The organism is Bradyrhizobium sp. Ken51 (assembly GCF_055807435.1).
In genome coordinates this window covers 442222-461563 of sequence record NZ_JBVVPB010000001.1, presented here as the reverse complement: position 1 = coordinate 461563, position 19342 = coordinate 442222, and the positions used below count along the sequence as shown (strand labels likewise).

The window sequence follows — 19342 nt, the reverse complement described above, 5'->3', positions numbered from 1 at the left end:
GCGCGCCTCGAAGGATGAGCCGCAAGCGCCTGTAGCCCATCCTTCGAGGCTCCCGGCACGATGCTTCGCATCGCGCCACTCGCACCTCAGGATGACGGCGGTACGTGTGGTTAGTGCCCATGCTCCGGCAGCGATACCCCGAACACCTTCACCAGATCCGTCACCTGCTCCGGAGACAAATACCGCGGATTCGTCCCGCGCAGCAACAGATACAGCTTCGCCGTCTCCTCCAGCTCCTCGGTGGCGAACACGGCGGCTTCCAACGTGTCGCCCGCGACGACCGGGCCGTGATTGGCGAGCAGCACGGATGAGTATTTTCCCGCCAGCCCCCTGATCGCATCGGCGACCGCGGGATCGCCGGGACGGTAATAAGGCACGAGCGCGGTGGCGCCGCATTTCATCAGATAATAGGCCGTCATCGGCGGCAGCGCGGCTCGCGGGTCGATCTCCGGGAGCATCGACAGCGCGACCGAATGGGTGGAATGCAGATGCACGATCGCCCTTGCGCTCCCGCGCGTGGCGTAGAGCGCGGTGTGCAGCGGAACTTCCTTGGTCGGCGCATCGCCCGAAACCAATCGGCCCTGATCGTCCAGCTGCGACAGTTTTGCGGGATCGAGAAAGCCCAGCGAGGCATTGGTCGGCGTCACCAGCCAGCCGCCACCGTCCAGCCTGACGCTGATATTGCCGGAGGAGCCGGGCGTCAGCCCACGCTCAAACAGGGACCGTCCGAAGCGGCAAATGTCTTCGCGCAGCCGCGTCTCGTTGCTCATGGCCGTCATGTCCGTTTGTCTCACGCTTTGGCAGCGCGGCCAAGCCGTGTTATTCGGTTGCCAAGCTGCCGCAAAGGGCGGCCCTCCGGGAAACGTCGCAAGGATCAGTTGTATGTCCGCCTCCACGTCACAGAATCAGCGCATCGCCGTCATCGGGCTCGGCTCGATGGGGTTTGGCATGGCGACCTCGCTGAAGCGCGCCGGTCATGTCGTCACCGGCTGCGACGTCTCGGCTGATGCGGTCGCGCGTTTCGTGACGGAGGGCGGCGCGGGCGCCAAGACGCCGGCTGAAGCCGCCAAGGGCGCCGACATCGTCGTCAGCGTCGTCGTCAATGCCGCGCAGACCGAGACGATCCTGTTCGGCAAGGATGGCGTCGCCGAAACCATGGCCAAGGACAGCGTCTTCCTGTCGTCGGCAACCATGGATCCCGACGTGGCGCAGCGTCTCGCCAAGCAGTTGGAGGCGACCGGCCGGCACTATCTGGATGCGCCGATCTCCGGCGGGGCGCAGCGCGCAGCGCAGGGCGAGCTGACGATCCTCGCCTCCGGCAGTCCGGCTGCGTTTGAGAAAGCGCGGCCCGCGCTCGATGCCATGGCCGCAAAGCTCTACGAGCTCGGCGATGCCGCAGGCCAGGGCGCCGCATTCAAGATGATCAACCAGTTGCTCGCGGGCGTGCATATCGCCGCGGCCAGCGAGGCGATCGCATTCGCGGCCAAGCAAGGTCTCGACATCCGCAAGGTCTATGAGGTGATCACGGCGTCCGCCGGAAACTCCTGGATGTTCGAAAACCGCATGCCGCACGTGCTCGACGGCGATTACACGCCGCGCAGTGCGGTCGAGATCTTCGTCAAGGACCTCGGCATCATCCAGGACATGGCGCGCAGTGCCAGATTCCCGGTTCCGGTCTCCGCCGCGGCGCTCCAGATGTTCTTGATGACATCAGCCGCCGGCATGGGCCGCGACGACGACGCCTCGGTGGCGCGAATGTATGCGCAGGTCACCGGCGTCAAGCTTCCCGGCGACAAGTAGAAAAGAGGATTCCCATGCCCCGTTTCGCCGCCAATCTCTCGATGATGTTCACCGAGGTGCCGTTCCTCGATCGCTTCGATGCCGCTGCGGCAGCCGGCTTCACCGCCGTCGAGTTTCTCTTTCCCTATGAGCATCCGGCCGAAGCGGTCGGCGAGCGGCTCAAGCGCAACGGCTTGACCCAGGCGCTGTTCAACCTGCCGCCGGGCGACTGGAATGCCGGCGAGAAGGGCTTTGCGGCACTCCCGTCGCGATTCCCCGAGCTGAAGGCGAGCCTGGAGACGGCGCTGCCCTACGCCAAGGCGACCGGCGTCAAGCGGCTGCATTTGATGGCGGGGATCGCCAACCGTGGCGAGCGCGTCGCGATCGAGGCGTTCTATAAATCGGTGGCGTGGGCCGCCGAGTTCTTTGCGCCGCACGGCATCGACATCGTGCTCGAGCCGATCAATGCGCGCAACGTGCCCGGCTATTTCCTCAACGATTTCGGATTCGCGCGCGACCTGATCCAGGAGCTGCGGCTTCCGAACCTCAAGCTCCAGTTCGACATCTATCACTGCCAGATCATCCATGGCGACGTCACGATGCGGCTGCGCGAGATGATGCCGCTCATCGGCCACATCCAGATCGCTAGCATCCCCTCGCGCAACGAGCCTGACGGCGAGGAGCTGAACTATCCGTTCCTGTTCGACGAACTCGACCGGCTCGGCTATGCCGGCTTCGTCGGCTGCGAATATAATCCGCGCGGCAAGACCACCGACGGCCTTGCCTGGTTCAGGCCTTATGCGGGAGTGAAGCCGTGACATTTGCAGCGAAAATATCTCTTGGCTGCATTGCCGACGACTACACCGGCGCCTCCGACCTCGCCAACACGCTGACGCGCGCGGGCCTGCGCACCGTGCAGACCATCGGCGTGCCCGCGGACGATCTTGCGCTGCCCGAGGTCGACGCCGTCGTGGTGTCGCTGAAGAGCCGTTCGATCGAGGCCGGCCTCGCCGTGTCGCGCTCGCGCGCGGCCGAGACATGGCTGCGCGGCCGCGGTGCGAGCCACGTACTCTTCAAGATCTGCTCGACCTTCGATTCCACCGATGCCGGCAACATCGGCCCGGTGATGGACGCGCTGCGCGCCGATTGCGGCGAGGCGACCGTGCTGGTGACGCCGGCCTTTCCGGAGACCGGCCGCACCGTCTACCAGGGCAATCTGTTCGTCGGCGCCGTGCCGCTGAACGAGAGCCCGCTGAAGGACCATCCGCTCAACCCGATGCGCGATTCCGATCTGGTGCGCGTGCTGGCGCGCCAGAGCAGGACACAAATCGGCCTCGTCGACCTCGCAACCGTCACGCGCGGCGCGGATGCCGTGCGGGCGCGGCTGGCCGAACTCGCCAGCAAGGGTGTCGGCGCGGCGATCATCGACGCCGTGTTCGACCGCGACCTTGAGACCATCGGCCTCGTCGCTGTCCAGCATCGGGTGTCGGTCGGCGCCTCCGGCATGGGTCTTGGGCTGGCGCGAGCGCTGGTGTCGACAGGCAAGGTCACATCGACCGCGGCGAGCAGCGAGGCGGGGGCAGCGGTCGGCGGACCGGCGGCGTGCCTTGCCGGAAGCTGCTCGCAGGCGACGCTTCAGCAGATTGCCAATGCGGAGCGTGTCATGCCGGTGCTGCATCTCGATCCGGACCGTATAACTACGGGCGAGGACGAGGCGCAGCGCGCGCTGGCCTGGGCGAAGCCGCGACTGGCGGACGGTCCGGTTCTGATCGCATCGAGCTCGACGCCCGATCAGGTCGCCGCGCTCCAGGCGCGCCATGGTCGCGACGCGGCCGGTCATGCCATCGAGCAGGCGATGGCCGACATCGCCGAGGGTCTGGTGCAAGCCGGCGTCAAGCGCCTGGTCGTTGCCGGCGGAGAGACATCCGGCGCCGTGGTCGATCGGTTGAGGATTCCCGGCTTTCTCGTGGGAGCGGAGATCGCGGCGGGCGTTCCGGTGCTGCGCGCGGTCGGTGCTGAAAAAAGCGACATGTTGCTCGCCTTGAAGTCCGGAAACTTCGGCGGCGCGGAGTTTTTCTCCGACGCGCTTGGGCTCATGCGCTAGGCGCAGGGCATTTTTAGCGCCCTGTTCATTTGTTTCGGGCTTCGTACTTGTACGGAGTCGTCGTTAACATCTGCTCAGGTGCTCTCGTGTTGGATGTCGGTGCTGCTCCCTTAGGTTGATTCGTAGAATTTCCGGACGCGCCGCCGCGCCAGCACAAGAGACTCCATATGCTCGCCACCATTTCCATTCGCGCCAAGATCATCAGTGTCGTGGCGTTCCTGCTGGTCGCGATGGCCGGCATGGGTCTGCTCGCCGTCATGAAGATGCGGTCGATGAATGCCAACACCGTCGACATCACCACGAGCTGGATGCCCAGCGTGCGCGTGCTCGGCGACCTGCGTGCCGGCGTGATCACTTACCGCAACGTCATCCGAGAGCATATGCTATCGGAAACGCTGGACGAGAAGCTCGCGATGGAAAAGACGCTCGCGACCGTGATTGAGGCCAACATGAAGTTTCGCAAAACTTATGAAGGCATGATCACCTCGCCTGAAGAGCGGGCGCTCTACGGAGAATGGTCGAAGCTCTGGGAGGAGTACAAGAAGGGCACCCAGGAGGTCATGGCGCTGTCGCGCAAGGACGCCGGCAAGGTCCCGCACGAAGCGCATGAGCTGAACACGAAGACGGTCAACAAGATCGGGCTTCAGGCCGACGAGGTCCTGAGGAAGGACATCGAGCTGAACACCAAGGGTGGAGACCAGGCGGCTCAGGACGCTGCAGATAGCTACAATTATGCCTTCATGCTGGTCTCGATCATTCTCGGCGCGGCCGTCATCATCGGGATTGGCGTCGGCTTCTACCTCGTCCAGGACGTCTCGAACGGCATCAACTCGATTACCGAGCCGATGCAGGCGCTCGGCAAGGGCGACCTTTCCGCCGAAGTCCCGCACCGCGGTGAGAAGACCGAGATCGGCGCCATGGCCGACGTGCTCCAGATCTTCAAGGAAGCGCTGATCGCCAAGAAGGCCGCCGACGAGGCTGCCGCCGCCGATGCCGAAGCCAAGATCGAGCGCGGTCGCCGCGTCGACAACATCACCCGCGAATTCGAAACCATGATCGGCGAGATCGTCCAAACCGTGTCTTCGGCCTCGATCCAGCTCGAGGCCTCCGCCTCGACGCTGACCTCCACTGCCGATCGCTCGCAGCGGCTGGCGACCACGGTTGCCGGAGCGTCGGAGGAAGCCTCGACCAACGTGCAGTCGGTGGCCTCGGCGACCGAGGAGATGGCTTCATCGGTGAGCGAGATCAGCCGCCAGGTGCAGGAATCGGCGCGGATGGCGGGCGATGCCGTCGGCCAGGCGCGCTCCACCACCGAACGCGTCAGCGAGCTCTCGAAGGCGGCCTCGCGCATCGGCGACGTCGTCGAGCTCATCAACACCATCGCCGGCCAGACCAACCTGCTGGCGCTGAACGCGACCATCGAAGCCGCACGTGCCGGCGAAGCCGGCCGCGGCTTTGCAGTGGTGGCCTCCGAGGTGAAGGCGCTCGCCGAGCAGACCGCGAAGGCCACCGGTGAGATCGGCCAGCAGATCTCCGGCATCCAGGCGGCGACCAATGACTCGGTCGGCGCCATCAAGGAGATCTCGTCGACCATCGAGCGTCTGTCGGAGATCTCGTCAGCGATCGCGGCGGCCGTGGAAGAGCAGGGCGCGGCGACCCAGGAGATCGCCCGCAACGTCCAGCAGGCGGCGCAGGGCACCCAGCAGGTCTCATCCAACATCACCGACGTGCAGCGCGGCGCAACCGAGACCGGCACGGCTTCCTCACAGGTGCTGTCGGCGGCGCAGATGCTGTCCAACGACTCCGGCCGGCTCAAGACCGAGGTCAGCAAGTTCCTGACCAACGTCCGCGCCGCTTAGGCCGGCGGGCACGAAATTCCTGAAAGCGGCGTCCTTCGGGCGCCGCTTTTTTTACGCGGGGGACAGCGGCTTCTGTCATCTTTCGGGCATGAGCTGCATATCTGGAATGCGATTTCGCAGTGCGATAGCAGGGAAGTTACCGCACGTGACGCGGCGTCGTTGGCCATTTGGGCGGTCTTCAGGTAAATCAGCCGAGGAACCCGCGGGGGCGGTGTTTCCTGTCCCTGATCTGGAATTGCCCAACGAATGATTGCTCTGGTCCGTATTGCCCTGAGCCGGCCCTACACGTTTGTCGTGCTCGCGCTCCTGCTTCTGATCATCGGACCGCTGGCGGCGCTGCGGACGCCGACCGACATCTTCCCGGACATCCGCATCCCCGTGATCGGCGTGGTCTGGCAATACACCGGCCTGCCGCCCGACCAGATGTCGGGCCGCATCACCACGCCGTTCCAGCGCGCGCTGACGACGACGGTCAACGACATCGAGCACATCACCGCCAATTCCTATAACGGCTTTGGCATTATCAAGATATTCTTCCAGCCGAACGTCGACATCCGCACCGCCAATGCGCAGGTCACCGCGATCTCGCAGACGCTGATCAAGCAGATGCCGCCGGGCGCGACGCCGCCCCTGATCCTGAACTACTCCGCCTCCACCGTGCCGATCGTCCAGGTGGCGCTGTCGGGTGACGGGCTGACAGAGCAGAACCTCGCCGATATCGGCATCAACCAGCTCCGTACGCCGCTGGTCACCGTGCCTGGCGCAGCTATCCCCTATCCGTTCGGCGGCAAGCAGCGCCAGGTCCAGATCGACCTCGACCCCACCGCGCTCCAGGCCCGGGGCCTGTCCGGCCAGGACGTCGCCAATGCGCTTGCGGCCCAGAACCTGATCACGCCTGTCGGCACCCAGAAGATCGGGCAGTTCGAATACATCATTCAGCTCAACAACTCGCCGCTGAAGCTCGAGGAGCTCGGCAATCTCCCGATCAAGACCGTCAACGGCGCGATGGTCTATGTGCGCGACGTCGCGACCGTCAGGGACGGCAACCCGCCGCAGACCAACATCGTCCATGTCGACGGCAACCGCTCGGTGCTGATGATGGTGCTGAAGGCGGGCGCGACCTCGACGCTCGACATCATCGCGGGCATCAAGCAGAAGGTGATCGACGTCAAGGACCAGCTTCCGGACGCGCTCAAGATCGGCTTCATCGGCGATCAGTCGGTGTTCGTCCGCGGCGCCATCGAAGGCGTCGCGGTCGAAGGCGTGATCGCGGCGCTGCTCACCAGCATCATGATCCTGCTGTTCCTCGGCAGCTGGCGCTCGACCGTCATCATCGCGGTCTCGATCCCGCTCTCCGTGCTCGGCGCCATCATCATGCTGTCGGCGATCGGCGAGACGCTCAACATCATGACACTCGGCGGCCTCGCGCTCGCGGTCGGCATTCTCGTCGACGACGCCACCGTCACGATCGAAAACATCAACTACCATCTGGAACAGGGCAAGCCGGTCGAGCAGTCGATCCTCGACGGCGCCAACCAGATCGTGACGCCGGCTTTTGTTTCGCTGCTCTGCATTTGCATCGTGTTCGTACCGATGTTCTTCCTCACCGGCGTGGCGCGCTTCCTGTTCGTGCCGATGGCGGAAGCGGTGATGTTCGCGATGATCTGGTCGTTCCTGCTGTCGCGTACGCTGGTGCCGACCATGGCGAACTATTTGTTGCAGGCACATGTCCATCACGAGGACGGCCCGCCGAAGTCGCGCAATCCCCTGGTGTGGTTCCAGCGCGGCTTCGAGGCTCGCTTCGAGCGCATTCGCGGCGGCTATCACAATTTCCTCGGGCTCGCGCTTGCGCACCGTCCACTGTTCGTGATCGGCTTCCTCTGCGTGGTCGGCGCGTCCTTCGCGCTGGTGCCGTTCCTCGGACGCAACTTCTTCCCGGCGGTCGATGCCGGCAACATCCTGATGCATGTCCGCACCCAGGTCGGCACCCGCGTCGAGGAGACCGCGAACCAGCTCGCCGACGTGCAGAAGGCGATCCGCAAGCTGATCCCGGGCGAGATCGAAACGCTGACCGACAACATCGGCATGCCGATCTCCGGCATCAACATGACCTACAACAACACCGGCGTGATCGGCCCGCAGGATGGCGACATCCAGATCAAGCTGAAGGAAGGCCACAAGCCGACCGATGAGCATGTGCGCGTGCTGCGTGAGCAACTTCCGCGGCTGTTCCCCGGCGTCAGCTTCGCCTTCCTGCCGGCCGACATCGTCAGCCAGATCCTGAACTTCGGCGCGCCGGCGCCGATCGACCTGCAGATCCGCGGTGCCAATCTCAGCGCCAACTTCGCTTATGCCAACAATCTGCTGGCCAAGGTCCGCAGGATTCCCGGCGTCGCGGATGCGCGCATCCAGCAGTCGCCGAACAATCCGACCTTCAACATCGATGTCGACCGCACCCGCGCGCAATATGTCGGCCTGACCGAGCGCGACGTCACCAACAGTCTCGTGGTTAACCTTGCCGGCTCCTCGCAGGTGGCGCCGACCTACTACCTCAATCCGGATAACGGCGTGTCCTATTCGATCGTGATGCAGACGCCGCAATACCAGATGGATTCGCTCAGCGCGCTTCAGACGCTGCCGATCACGGCCGCCGGCAATTCGCAGTCGCCGATCCTCGGCGGCATCGCCGACATCAGGCGCTCGACCTCGAGCGCGGTGGTCTCGCAATACGACATCCAGTCGATGGTGCAGATCTTCGCCACGACCTCGGGCCGCGATCTCGGTGCGGTCGCGACCGACATCCGCCAGGTGATTGCCGACACCGCCAAGGAGGTGCCGAAAGGCTCTTCCGTGGTGCTGCTTGGCCAGGTGCAGACCATGAACAGCGCCTTCACCGGCCTGTTGTTCGGCCTGCTCGGGGCGGTCGTCCTGATCTATTTCCTGATCGTCGTGAACTTCCAGTCCTGGTCCGATCCCTTCGTGATCATCACGGCGCTGCCCGCCGCACTCGCCGGCATCGTCTGGATGTTGTTCGCCACCGAGACGACGCTGTCGGTCCCGGCGCTGACCGGCGCCATCATGTGCATGGGCGTTGCCACCGCCAACAGCGTGCTCGTGATCTCGTTCGCCCGCGAGCGCTACGAAGAGCTCGGCGATCCCATCGCCGCGGCGCTCGAGGCCGGCTTCGTCCGGTTCCGCCCGGTGCTGATGACCGCGCTCGCCATGATCATCGGCATGGCGCCCATGGCCCTCGGACTCGGCGAGGGCGGCGAGCAGAATGCGCCGCTCGGCCGCGCCGTGATCGGCGGCCTGATCTTTGCAACTTTCGCCACGTTGATGTTTGTTCCCGTGGTGTTCAGCATGGTCCACAAGAAGCAAGGCGCCAAAGCCGCCGCCTCATCGGAGTCTCCGCATGTCGCCCACTGAACCCCGCTCCCCGGTGTCGCACCGGAAACTGGGCATTTTCGGCGTGGTGGCGCTGATCGCGGCAGGCTTGGTCGTGGGCACCGGCATCCGCGCCCGCGAGGAGCAGGGCTCCAGACTGAAGGCATGGACCGATGACCAGGCTGTTCCCAGCGTCGCGGTGACGCTGCCCAACGCCAAGGCCCTCAATTCCACCATCGATTTACCGGGCCGCCTCGAAGCCTATTATCGCGCGCCGATCTTTGCCCGCGTTCCCGGCTATCTCAAAAGCTGGAGCGCCGACATCGGTGCACGGGTGAAGGCCGGTCAGGTGATCGCCGAGATCGAGGCGCCCGACCTCGACCAGCAACTGCTTCAGGCCCGCGCCGACCTCGCTAGCCAGCAGTCCAGTGCCAGGCTGTCGGAAGCCACCCTCAACCGCCGCAAGACGCTGGTTGCCTCCAACTTCGTCTCCGCGCAGGAGATCGACGAGCGTACCGCCGATCTCTCCAACAAGAACGCGGCGGTTCGCTCGGGCCAGGCCAATGTCGAGCGCCTTGAAGCGCTGGCCGGTTACAAGAAGATCACCGCTCCGTTCGACGGTGTGGTCACGGCGCGCGACACCGACGTCGGTGCGCTGATCAATTCGGGCGGGGGCTCGGGCCCGGCGATGTTCGTGGTCTCCGACATCACCAAGCTGCGCGTCTACATCAACGTTCCCCAGAACTACGTGCCCGCGATCAAGATCGGCGCCAAGGCCGCCATCGTGCTGCCGGAGTATCCGAACCGGACTTTCCAGGCGACGGTGGAGGCTTCCTCGCAGGCGGTTGATGTCGCCTCCGGCACGACGCGCATGCAACTTGGTCTCGACAATTCCGCAGGTGAGCTGATGCCCGGCGGCTACGCCAGCGTGAAGCTCAGCCTGCAGCGCGACACCGCGCCGCTCAGCATTCCCGCCAGCGCGCTGATCTTCAACGGCAGCGGCCTGCGCGTTGCGACCGTCGGTGCGGACGACAAGGTGCTGTTCAAGCCGGTGACCATCGCGCGCGATCTTGGCAAGGAGATCGAGCTCGCCTCGGGTATCGCGCCCGACGACCGCGTCATCACCGCACCACCGGACGGCCTCTCCGACGGCGACCAGGTCCGCGTGACCGGCGCCGGCGCCAAGGGCAAGCCGGCGACGGCGTCGGAGAAGCAGGCGCCGAAGGGGTAGGGCGGTCCTGTAGGGTGGGTTAGCGAAGCGTAACCCACCACTGTTCGTCTCCGAGCAAGCAAAAGAGGTGGGTTACGCCTTCGGCTAACCCACCCTACGAGGCCTACACCACCCGCCACTCCGGTACGCCATCCGCGGCCATCGTGATCTCTCCAAGCGAACCCACCGGCGTCCTGTTCATGTCGAGCAGATGCGCCAGCGTCGCGGTATCGCCCGCCGGAATCCGCGCCAGCGTGCGTCTGTCGTTTTCCGTCCGCAACATCACCACGCCGTGCTCGACATCGCCACCACGGCCGTAGAGCACCGTAAAGCTCTCCACCTTGCCCTTGCCTGAGACATCCGTGACGAACTCCGGCACCGCGCGCTTGTTGCTGTCCGCCGCCGCCTGCACGTTCGTCTCCTGTGCCAATGCTTCACGCGGCGGGGCCTTCGACACCACCAGCGCATGATGCTTGGTGACGAAGCCGCCCTGGCCGTAGAGCAGGCCGAGCTTTGCGCCGTCGCGAACACGCCGCACCATCGCGCAGGCCGCATGGGTCATGTAGGTGTTGAGCGGCGCGCCGAAGAAGGTGAGGCCGCCGGTCACGGTCGGCTGCACGTCCCCATCCAGCCCCAGGGTCCGCCGCGCCATCTTGGGCACGCACGGGAAGCAGCTATAGAGCTCGATCGCGTCGAACTTCTTGCCGTCGCCGCCGGCGAAATCCATCACGGCCTTCAAGACTGCGTTCTGCGGATGGCTTTCATAAAACTGGTCGCGCAGGAGATAGTCGCGCGGCTCTTCCGCCGAGGCGCCGCCGAGCGGGTAGACGAGCTTGTCCTCGGCAATGCCGGCCGCACGCGCCTTGGCGAGGCTGGTGAGCAGTAGCGCACCGCCCATGTTGACGCTGGGGTTGGCGACCATGAGCTTGTTGTAGGGCCAGGCAATCAGCCGGTTGTCGGCGGTCGGCGTCGTGATCTCGTCCGGCGCATAGCGTCGCTTCAACCAGGCATTTGGATTTTGCGCAGCGGCTTCCGAATAGCGCGACCATAGCGTCCCCGACTCAGCCATCGCCTCGCGCGGCGTCTGGCCCCAATGGGCGGACGATGCCGCTTCGTAGAACGGATAGACGGTCACGGGCCGGAACACGCCGAGCTTCACGGCCAGCGGCTTCTGGAATGCCGCGCCGCGCTTCGGCTCCTCGACATCATGCGCGAACAGCGTCCATGGCAGCTTTGCGCCGGCACGCTCCGCCTTGGTCGCCGTCGACTGTGCCTCCGCGCCGCAAACTGCGGCAACACTGCATTCACTGCGCGCGATGCGCTTTGCGGCTTCGTGGATGTAGCGGATCGGGCTCTCGCCGCCGACCGGGCCGTAATAGCAATGCGAAGGCGCGATGCCGAGCCGCTGCGCCAGTAGCTTCTCCGGATCGCGATAGCGCCAGCTCAGGAAGTTGACGACGTCGAGCGATTGCACCTCGCCGAGCAGCATCGCGCCGGCATCAGCTTCCGCGCGCCGCAGCGCCTGTTCGAGCAGGTCGAGCGGCTCGAGACCCTTGGTGATCTCCTTGGGGCGGTCGACGATCTCGCCGACGCCGACAATGACGGGGATGCGGTCTTCGGGGATATGCTTCTTATCTGTCATGCTTCAATTCACGATGTCAGTTGTTTCGTCATTGCGAGCGCTGCGAAGCAATCCAGGGTCTTTCCGCGGTGATAGTCTGGATTGCTTCGCTGCGCTCGCAATGACGGTGTGTGGCAATCACTCCGCCACCAGCGCATTCATGTGCTCGACGGCCTCGGCGAACTCTTCCTTGAACTCCTGCACCACCGCGCCGGCCGACTTCACGCTGTCGATCAGCCCGACGCCCTGGCCGACGAAGTAACTCACGAGATCGCGCGCCTTCGCGTTGCCGCCCGCCGCGGCGCGGTCGATCGAGTTGAAGGCGTCGCGGCTGACGATGCTTTGCAGCGGCATGGGCAGTGCGCCGGGGCTCTCGGGTGCGCGGTCCCAGGCGTCGGTCCAGACCGAGCGAAGCTGCCGTGCCGGCTTTCCGGTGCGGCCCTTCGAGCGAACCGCATCGCGCGACGATGCCGCGATCATCTTCTCGCGAAAGATCTCCGTGGTCTCGGCCTCGACAGTGGCGAGCCACACCGAGCCAGTCCAGGCGCCCGCGGCACCCATCGCCATGCAGGCTGCCATCTGCCGTCCCGTCATGATGCCGCCGGCCGCCAGCACCGGCACGTCGCGGATAGCCTTGATCGCCTTGATCACCTCCGGCACCAGCACCATGGTCGAGACCTCGCCGCAATGGCCGCCGGCTTCGGTGCCCTGCACCACGAGAATGTCGACTCCCGCCGCGACCTGGCGCAGCGCATGTTCCTTGGCGCCGACCAGGGCAGCAACCGGCACGCCGTGTTTCCTGCCCATCTCGATCATCGCCTTCGGCGGCACGCCCAGGGCATTGGCGATCAGGCGGATCGGGTGGTTGAACGAGACCTCCAGGAGTTGCAGCGCCGTCTTCGCATCGAACGGCTGCGGCTGGTTGTCGGCCACGTTGGTCGCGGTCAGCTCGATGTCGTATTTCTTCAGGAGATCGCGTGTGTAGTCGCGGTGCTCCTGCGGCACGCGCGCCTCCAGGCTCTTCCAGGTGACGTCCTTCTCGCCTGCGGTCGACATGTTTTCGGGGATCAGCACGTCGACGCCGTAGGGCTTTCCGTCGACGTGCTCGTCGATCCATTTCAGCTCGCGCTCGAGCGTAGCAGGCGTGTGCACAGTCGCGCCGAGCACGCCAAAGCCGCCGGCGCGGCTGACAGCGGCGACGACATCGCGGCAATGGCTGAAGGCGAGCAGGGGGAAATCGATGCCCAGCATGTCGCAGATCGGCGATTTCATCGTTCTCTCCCGGCGGCCTTCGCGTTGCTGTCGTTGCAATCTTGAGCGAAGGCTCATCGACGCTAGACCATCGTCTTGCGCAATGCCAATCCGGATTTGGCGGCGCATCTTGCGTGCACACGCCGTGTTGCGTGAAGCCGTACGCCTGGCTCGACAGAAGCGGATTCTCGTGATGGCCGTCCTCGGCAACGTCGGATGCATGACGCGGCCTCGAGGCCCGCGCCGGACGCAGGGCCGGCGGGGCTTGCCATCGGCCGTCCGTGGGCTAATTAATGCAGGCGCATCTTTTTCGCCGGAGCCCTCCCATGACCGACACCCCCGCCTACGTGCCGCCGAAAGTCTGGACCTGGAACAAGGAGAACGGCGGGCAGTTCGCCAGCATCAACCGGCCGATTGCCGGTCCCACCCATGACAAGGAGCTGCCGGTCGGCAAGCATCCCTTCCAGCTCTATTCGCTGGCGACGCCGAACGGCGTCAAGGTCACCGTGATGCTGGAGGAGCTTCTGGCGCTCGGCCACAAGGGCGCGGAATACGACGCCTGGCTGATCAAGATCGGCAATGGCGACCAGTTCGGCAGCGGCTTTGTCGACATCAATCCGAATTCCAAGATTCCGGCGCTGATGGACCGCTCCGGCCCGGAGCCGATCCGGGTGTTCGAGTCCGGGTCGATCCTGTTCTACCTCGCGGAAAAGTTCGGCGCCTTCCTGCCGAAGGACATCAAGAGCCGCACCGAGGCGATGTCGTGGCTGTTCTGGCAGATGGGCAGCGCGCCCTATCTCGGCGGTGGCTTCGGCCATTTCTACGCCTACGCGCCGACCAAGATCGAATATGCCATCGACCGTTTCGCGATGGAGACCAAGCGCCAGCTCGACGTGCTCGATCGCCGGCTCGCCGACAACGAATATCTCGCCGGCAGCGAATACACCATCGCCGATATGGCAGTGTGGCCCTGGTACGGCGCGCTCGCCAAGGGGCTGGTCTATGGCGCCGGCGAATTCCTGTCCGTGCAGGACTACAAGCACGTGCAGCGCTGGACCGACCAGATTGCCAAGCGCCCGGCCGTCAAGCGCGGCCGCATGGTCAACCGCGTCTCCGGCGATCCCGCCAGCCAGCTCCACGAGCGGCATGACGCGAGCGATTTCGAGACCAAGACGCAGGACAAGGTCGGCGAGGTGGCCGCGTCGTAGCGCGGTGTTGAACATCGCAGTATTGTAGGGTGGGTTAGCGCTAGCGTAACCCACCTCTTTCGCTTCCCCGGAGACGAACAGTGGTGGGTTACGCTTCGCTAACCCACCCTACGGCAGGGCCGCGCTTGGCGAGACCTCAAGCCATGCTTAGCTCATGGCGTCCCACCACCATCCAGTGCACCTCGTCCGGACCATCCGCGAAGCGCAGATGGCGGACGTCCTGGTACATTTCGGCGAGCGGGGTCCAGTGCGAGATGCCGGTGGCGCCGTGCATCTGGATCGACTGGTCGATGATCTTGCAGGCGCGCTCCGGCACCATGGCCTTGACCATGGACACCCAGACGCGAGCCTCCTTGTTGCCGAGCACGTCCATGGCCTTGGCGGCCTTCAACACCATCAGCCGCATCGCCTCGATCTCGCAGCGCGCCTGCGCGATGATCTGCATGTTGCCGCCGAGATGGGCGATCTTCTTGCCAAAGGCTTCGCGGGTGAGGCCACGCTGCACCATCAAATCGAGCGCCTTCTCGGCCTTGCCGATGGTGCGCATGCAGTGATGGATGCGGCCCGGGCCTAGCCGAAGCTGCGAGATCTCGAAGCCGCGGCCTTCGCCGAGCAGAATGTTCTCCTTGGGCACGCGCACGTTGTTGAAGCGCATGTGCATATGGCCGCGCGGCGCGTGGTCCTGGCCGAACACGTACATGGGACCGAGCACCTCGACGCCGGGGGTGTCGCGCGGCACCAGGATCTGCGACTGCTGCTTGCTCGGCGCCGCATCCGGATTGGTCTTCACCATCACGATGAGGATCTTGCAGCGGGGATCGCCGACACCCGAGATGTAATACTTCTCGCCGTTGATGACCCATTCGTCGCCGACGAGCTTCGCGGTGGTCGAGATGTTTTTGGCATCGGAGGAGGCGACGTTCGGCTCGGTCATCACATAGGCCGAGCGGATCTCGCCGTTCATCAGCGGCTTCAGCCACTTCTCCTTCTGCTCCTTGGTGCCGACGCGCTCCAGCACCTCCATGTTGCCGGTGTCGGGCGCCGAGCAGTTCATGCTCTCCGAGGCCAGCGGACTCTTGCCGAGCTCGGATGCGATGTAGGCGTAGTCAAGATTTTTCAGGCCCTGGCCGGTCTCGTCGTCGGGCAGGAAGAAATTCCAGAGGCCTTCCTGCTTGGCCTTGTTCTTGGCCTTCTCCAGCACCTCGAGCTGCTTCGGCGTGAAGCTCCAGCGGTCTTCCTTGCCTTCGCCGGCCTTGGCGAACTCGATCGACATCGGCTCGACGGTGTCGCGGATGAACTTCCTGACGTGATCATAGAGCGGCCGGACCTGGTCCGACATCCTGAGGTCGTTGAGCTCGTCGCCGGGATTGAGGGTGTAGTTGGTGGTGCGGGGAATATAGGTGTGTTTTGTCATTGTTCCTCCCGGGGGCGCTGAGATCGTGCTGCAGGCGAGAATAGTCGCAGCGTCGCCAAAGTGCGAGCGCGCATTTTTCCAACGCGAGCCATGCCACGCGATGGAATATCGCGAGCGTTTGAAATGTTGTTTGAATGGGGGCGAACACTCTCCAGCGTCGTCCCGGACAAGCGCAGCGCAGATCCGGGACCCATAACCACAGGGAGGAGTTTGACGAAGACTCGGAGTTACGAGTTTGCGCTACAACCACTCCCCGTGGTTATGGGTCCCGGCGTTCGCCGGGACGACACTGAATATGCCGATCTAGCTCGCCATCCGATGCATCGCGCAGATCTTGTTGCCGTCGAGGTCACGCAAATACGCAATATAGAGGTTGACGCCCGGGCCCTGGCGGATGCCGGGAGGATCTTCGCAGGGAACGCCGCCGGCGGCGACGCCGGCCGTATGCCATGCATTGACCTGCTCCGGCGAGTTGGCGGCAAAGCCGATGGTGCCGCCATTCGCGCACGTCGCTGCCTCGCCGTTGATCGGCTTCGTCACCGAGAACACGCCGGTCTTGGTGATGTAGAAGATGCGATGGCCGTCGACGCGCGCCGGCCGCACCTCGAGCGTGGACAGCAAAATGTCGTAGAACGCCTTGGCCTTGTCGAGGTCGTTGGTGCCGATCATCACGTGTGAAAACATTCTGCCGTTCCCCTCATTATGATTTGTAGCCCGGATGGAGCGCAGCGTAATCCGGGTCTTGTTTGCTTTGGCGGTCCCGGATTGCGCTGCGCTCCATCCGGGCTACAAGAATCAAAACGCCGTATAGCCGCCGTCGATCACGAACGTATCCGCGGTGTGATACGACGAGGCCTTGCTCATCAGATACACCGCGATGCCGCCGAAATCGCTGGCCTTGCCGAAGCGTCGCACCGGAATGCGCGGCATCACGTTGGCCACGAACTTCTCGTTGGCCATCAGGCCCGAGGTCATGTCGCTCTTGATCCAGCCGGGCAGGATCGCATTCGCGGTGACGCCGTGGCGCGCCAGCTCGACGCCGAGCGCGCGCACCAGGGCGTTGATCGCAGCCTTGGTCGCCGCGTAGTGCTCGTTGCGTGCGGTGCCGAAGATCGAGGCGAGGCTCGAAGTCGCCACCAGCCGGCCGAAGGGATCGCCGGCCTCGGCGCGTTGGGTCATGTGTTTTGCGGCCGCCTGGAACGCGTGGAACACGCCGTCGAGGTTGGTCGCAAACATCGTGCGCCATTCCTCCTCGGTGCGTTCGATGAAGGAGCGCCGGCCGCCGCCGCCGATACCGGCATTGGCGAAGCAGCCGTCGACCCGGCCGAATAGGTCGAGCGTGGCCTTCATCGTGGCGTTGACCGACGCCGGGTCGGTGACGTCGCAGACCCGCGTATCGACCTTGCCCGGTAGACCCGCCAGGCTCGCGGCAGCGCTGCTGTTCTTGTCAGGATTGCGACCCCAGATCGAGACGTTGCAGCCCTGGCCGGCGAGCGCCTGCGCGATGCCGAGTCCGATCCCGCCATTGCCGCCGGTGATCACGGCGACCCGTCCTGAAAGGTCGAAAAGGTTCATGGCGCGTTTCCTTTTTTTGGCATTCGCGCATCAGCCGCTGCGCGCAAGATTGCTTGCTATGCTCCGATCACCATGGACAAGACCGCGCCAAAAATCAAATATGCGCTCCGGCAAAAGCAATTCCGGTCTGCGAAACTGGCGCAGGCCGCAACTCACGAGGAAACCATGCAGTTCAAACACGTCACGCTCGATCTCGACGGTGCGGTCGCGATCCTCAAGCTCGACCACCAGGAGGTGATGAACGCGGTCTCCGTGGACATGCTGGGCGGTCTCTCAGAAGCGCTCGACGCGATCGAGGAGAAGAAGGACGAGGTGCGCTGCGTGGTGCTGACGGGCGCGGGGCGAGCGTTCTGCACCGGCGCGAATCTCCAGGGCCGCAACAACCAGTCGAAGAAGACCAAGGCCGGCCTGACGCTCGAGACTGGCTTCCATCCCTTCCTGCGCCGCATCCGCAACCTGCATTGCCCGATCGTGACCGCGGTCAACGGCCCGGCGGCCGGCGCCGGCATGAGCTTCGCGCTGCTCGGAGACATGATTTTATGCGCGCGGTCCTCTTACTTTCTTCAAGCCTTCCGCCGTATCGGCCTCGTGCCGGATTGCGGCTCGACCTGGCTCTTGCCGCGGCTGATCGGCAAGGCACGCTCGATCGAATTGTCGCTGATGGGCGAGCGGCTCCCGGCCGAGAAGGCGCTGGAATGGGGCCTCGTCAACCGCGTCTATGATGACGGCGTGCTGATGGAGGAGGCGATGAAGCTCGCGCACGACCTCGCCAGCGGCCCGACGGTCGCGCTGTCGCTGATCCGCAAGCTCTACTGGGACAGCCCGGAAAACTCCTTCGAGGATCAGCTCAATCTCGAATTCCGGTGCCAGCTCCGCGCCGGCGACACGGATGATTTCCGCGAAGGCGTCGGTGCGTTCCTTGAGAAGCGCCCGGCACAGTTCAAAGGCAAATGATCGAGGCCGAACTCTCCCGCAGCGTCGCGCGCTGGTGCGAGGGGGCGACCGGCGCGACGGGCGTGGCCAAGCTGTCCGGCGGCGCCAGCCAGGAAACCTGGCGCTTCGACATTGCGCATCCCGATGGCGTGATCGGCGCAATCCTGCGCCGCTCGCCGAAGGGCTATGGCGCGGCGCCGACGCGCGCGGCGGGTCTTGCCGCAGAAGCGCAGCTGATGCAGCTCGCCTATGAGGCCGACGTGCCGTCGCCGCGTGTGATGCATGTGCTCACGCCGGACGACGATCTCGGCACCGGCTTCATCATGCAGCGGGTCGAGGGCGAGACCATCGCGCGCAAGATTCTTCGCGATGACGAGTTCGCGGCGGCGCGGCCGCTTCTCGCACGGCAGATCGGCGGCGTGCTTGCGGGCCTGCACAGGCTGCCGCAGAACAAATTGCCCGAGCTGCGCAGTCGCGATGCGAGCCAGGAGATCGCCGAGTTCGAGCGCGATTATCGCAGCCTGGACTGGCCAAAGCCGGTGTTCGAGCTGGCGCTGCGCTGGCTGCGCGACCACGATCCGGGCCCTGCCGCCGAGACGACGCTGGTGCATGGCGATTTCCGCAACGGCAATCTCATCATTGGTGCCGATGGCGTGCGCGCGGTGCTGGACTGGGAGCTCGCTCATCTCGGCGACCCCATGGAGGATCTCGGCTGGGTCTGCGTCAACTCCTGGCGCTTTGGCGAGATCGACAAGCCGGTCGGCGGGTTTGGTTCGCGTGAGGAGCTGTTCGCCGGCTATGAGTCCGCGGGACGCAAGGTCGACCCATCGCGTGTCAAATTCTGGGAAGTGATGGGCACGCTGCGCTGGGGCATCATGTGCGGCGGCATGATGCAGCGGTTTCGCGAAGGCCCGGACCATTCGATGGAACGCGCCATGATCGGCCGTCGCGCTTCCGAGACCGAGATCGATCTGTTGCGGCTGCTGGCGCCGCGGGGGAGTTGA

15 protein-coding genes are annotated in these 19342 nt (G+C 64.8%); 9 read left to right on the top strand and 6 right to left on the bottom strand.

Annotation, left to right across the window (positions count from 1 at the left end):
* Positions 1–110: 110 nt before the first annotated feature.
* The gene (otnC, locus tag AC0L27_RS01990; RefSeq protein WP_354207045.1) at positions 111–779 is read right to left on the bottom strand and encodes a 3-oxo-tetronate 4-phosphate decarboxylase; all 669 of its coding nucleotides are present in this window, start codon (positions 777–779) and stop codon (positions 111–113) included.
* 103 nt (positions 780–882) lie between these two features.
* On the opposite strand from otnC, the gene ltnD reads away from it, so the two are divergent.
* The 6 genes from ltnD (at position 883) to AC0L27_RS01960 (ending at position 10357) form a co-directional block, all read left to right on the top strand.
* Entirely contained in the window at positions 883–1800 is a 918-nt protein-coding gene (gene ltnD / locus AC0L27_RS01985) for an L-threonate dehydrogenase (RefSeq protein ID WP_354207043.1), read from the top strand.
* A 14-nt stretch (positions 1801–1814) separates the two neighbouring features.
* Positions 1815–2597, top strand: a complete 783-nt coding sequence (otnI, locus tag AC0L27_RS01980) for a 2-oxo-tetronate isomerase (protein WP_275170541.1) — start codon at positions 1815–1817, stop codon at positions 2595–2597.
* A complete protein-coding gene (otnK, locus tag AC0L27_RS01975; protein ID WP_354207040.1) occupies positions 2594–3883 on the top strand; it encodes a 3-oxo-tetronate kinase in 1290 nt (429 codons plus the stop codon). The genes otnI and otnK overlap by 4 nt, the downstream gene beginning before the upstream one ends.
* A gap of 167 nt (positions 3884–4050) precedes the next feature.
* A complete protein-coding gene (locus AC0L27_RS01970) occupies positions 4051–5742 on the top strand; it encodes a methyl-accepting chemotaxis protein (RefSeq protein WP_354207038.1) in 1692 nt (563 codons plus the stop codon).
* Between the two features lie 246 nt (positions 5743–5988).
* Entirely contained in the window at positions 5989–9168 is a 3180-nt protein-coding gene (locus AC0L27_RS01965) for an efflux RND transporter permease subunit (RefSeq protein WP_354207036.1), read from the top strand.
* Positions 9155–10357: an efflux RND transporter periplasmic adaptor subunit gene (locus AC0L27_RS01960; RefSeq protein WP_354056421.1), complete on the top strand. Its 1203-nt coding sequence runs from the start codon at positions 9155–9157 to the stop codon at positions 10355–10357. The genes AC0L27_RS01965 and AC0L27_RS01960 overlap by 14 nt, the downstream gene beginning before the upstream one ends.
* Before the next feature lie 103 nt (positions 10358–10460).
* Here the strand turns inward: AC0L27_RS01960 and AC0L27_RS01955 are convergent, their stop codons facing one another.
* On the bottom strand, positions 10461–11978 hold the full coding sequence (locus tag AC0L27_RS01955) for an acetyl-CoA acetyltransferase (protein ID WP_354207034.1): 1518 nt from the start codon (positions 11976–11978) through the stop codon (positions 10461–10463).
* Positions 11979–12095: 117 nt separating this feature from the next.
* Positions 12096–13229, bottom strand: coding sequence for a nitronate monooxygenase (locus AC0L27_RS01950; RefSeq protein WP_354207032.1), 1134 nt, complete (start codon positions 13227–13229; stop codon positions 12096–12098).
* A 305-nt stretch (positions 13230–13534) separates the two neighbouring features.
* Between AC0L27_RS01950 and yghU the strand changes: the two genes are divergently transcribed.
* A complete protein-coding gene (gene yghU / locus AC0L27_RS01945) occupies positions 13535–14416 on the top strand; it encodes a glutathione-dependent disulfide-bond oxidoreductase (RefSeq protein ID WP_354207030.1) in 882 nt (293 codons plus the stop codon).
* Between the two features lie 136 nt (positions 14417–14552).
* On the opposite strand, the gene AC0L27_RS01940 is transcribed toward yghU, so the two are convergent.
* From AC0L27_RS01940 to AC0L27_RS01930, 3 genes are all read right to left on the bottom strand, one after another.
* Positions 14553–15830 (bottom strand): acyl-CoA dehydrogenase family protein, encoded by a 1278-nt coding sequence (locus AC0L27_RS01940; protein WP_275170548.1) that lies wholly within the window; start codon positions 15828–15830, stop codon positions 14553–14555.
* Between the two features lie 303 nt (positions 15831–16133).
* On the bottom strand, positions 16134–16514 hold the full coding sequence (locus tag AC0L27_RS01935) for a VOC family protein (protein ID WP_354207028.1): 381 nt from the start codon (positions 16512–16514) through the stop codon (positions 16134–16136).
* Between the two features lie 111 nt (positions 16515–16625).
* Positions 16626–17405, bottom strand: coding sequence for an SDR family NAD(P)-dependent oxidoreductase (locus AC0L27_RS01930; RefSeq protein ID WP_354207025.1), 780 nt, complete (start codon positions 17403–17405; stop codon positions 16626–16628).
* 165 nt (positions 17406–17570) lie between these two features.
* On the opposite strand from AC0L27_RS01930, the gene AC0L27_RS01925 reads away from it, so the two are divergent.
* Together AC0L27_RS01925 and AC0L27_RS01920 are read left to right on the top strand one after the other, a co-directional pair.
* Positions 17571–18359, top strand: coding sequence for an enoyl-CoA hydratase/isomerase (locus tag AC0L27_RS01925; RefSeq protein ID WP_354207023.1), 789 nt, complete (start codon positions 17571–17573; stop codon positions 18357–18359).
* Positions 18356–19342, top strand: coding sequence for a phosphotransferase family protein (locus AC0L27_RS01920; protein ID WP_354207021.1), 987 nt, complete (start codon positions 18356–18358; stop codon positions 19340–19342). The genes AC0L27_RS01925 and AC0L27_RS01920 overlap by 4 nt, the downstream gene beginning before the upstream one ends.

Excerpts from the sequence above, each read along its gene's own strand:
- AC0L27_RS01970 (WP_354207038.1), top strand. The coding sequence starts at position 4,051 with ATGCTCGCCACCATTTCCATTCGCGCCAAGATCATCAGTGTCGTGGCG.
- AC0L27_RS01965 (WP_354207036.1), top strand. The coding sequence starts at position 5,989 with ATGATTGCTCTGGTCCGTATTGCCCTGAGCCGGCCCTACACGTTTGTC.
- ltnD (WP_354207043.1), top strand. The coding sequence starts at position 883 with ATGTCCGCCTCCACGTCACAGAATCAGCGCATCGCCGTCATCGGGCTC.
- AC0L27_RS01950 (WP_354207032.1), bottom strand. The coding sequence starts at position 13,229 with ATGAAATCGCCGATCTGCGACATGCTGGGCATCGATTTCCCCCTGCTC.
- AC0L27_RS01930 (WP_354207025.1), bottom strand. The coding sequence starts at position 17,405 with ATGAACCTTTTCGACCTTTCAGGACGGGTCGCCGTGATCACCGGCGGC.
- yghU (WP_354207030.1), top strand. The coding sequence starts at position 13,535 with ATGACCGACACCCCCGCCTACGTGCCGCCGAAAGTCTGGACCTGGAAC.
- AC0L27_RS01920 (WP_354207021.1), top strand. The coding sequence starts at position 18,356 with ATGATCGAGGCCGAACTCTCCCGCAGCGTCGCGCGCTGGTGCGAGGGG.
- AC0L27_RS01935 (WP_354207028.1), bottom strand. The coding sequence starts at position 16,514 with ATGTTTTCACACGTGATGATCGGCACCAACGACCTCGACAAGGCCAAG.
- AC0L27_RS01940 (WP_275170548.1), bottom strand. The coding sequence starts at position 15,830 with ATGACAAAACACACCTATATTCCCCGCACCACCAACTACACCCTCAAT.
- AC0L27_RS01960 (WP_354056421.1), top strand. The coding sequence starts at position 9,155 with ATGTCGCCCACTGAACCCCGCTCCCCGGTGTCGCACCGGAAACTGGGC.
- otnI (WP_275170541.1), top strand. The coding sequence starts at position 1,815 with ATGCCCCGTTTCGCCGCCAATCTCTCGATGATGTTCACCGAGGTGCCG.
- AC0L27_RS01925 (WP_354207023.1), top strand. The coding sequence starts at position 17,571 with ATGCAGTTCAAACACGTCACGCTCGATCTCGACGGTGCGGTCGCGATC.
- AC0L27_RS01955 (WP_354207034.1), bottom strand. The coding sequence starts at position 11,978 with ATGACAGATAAGAAGCATATCCCCGAAGACCGCATCCCCGTCATTGTC.
- otnC (WP_354207045.1), bottom strand. The coding sequence starts at position 779 with ATGACGGCCATGAGCAACGAGACGCGGCTGCGCGAAGACATTTGCCGC.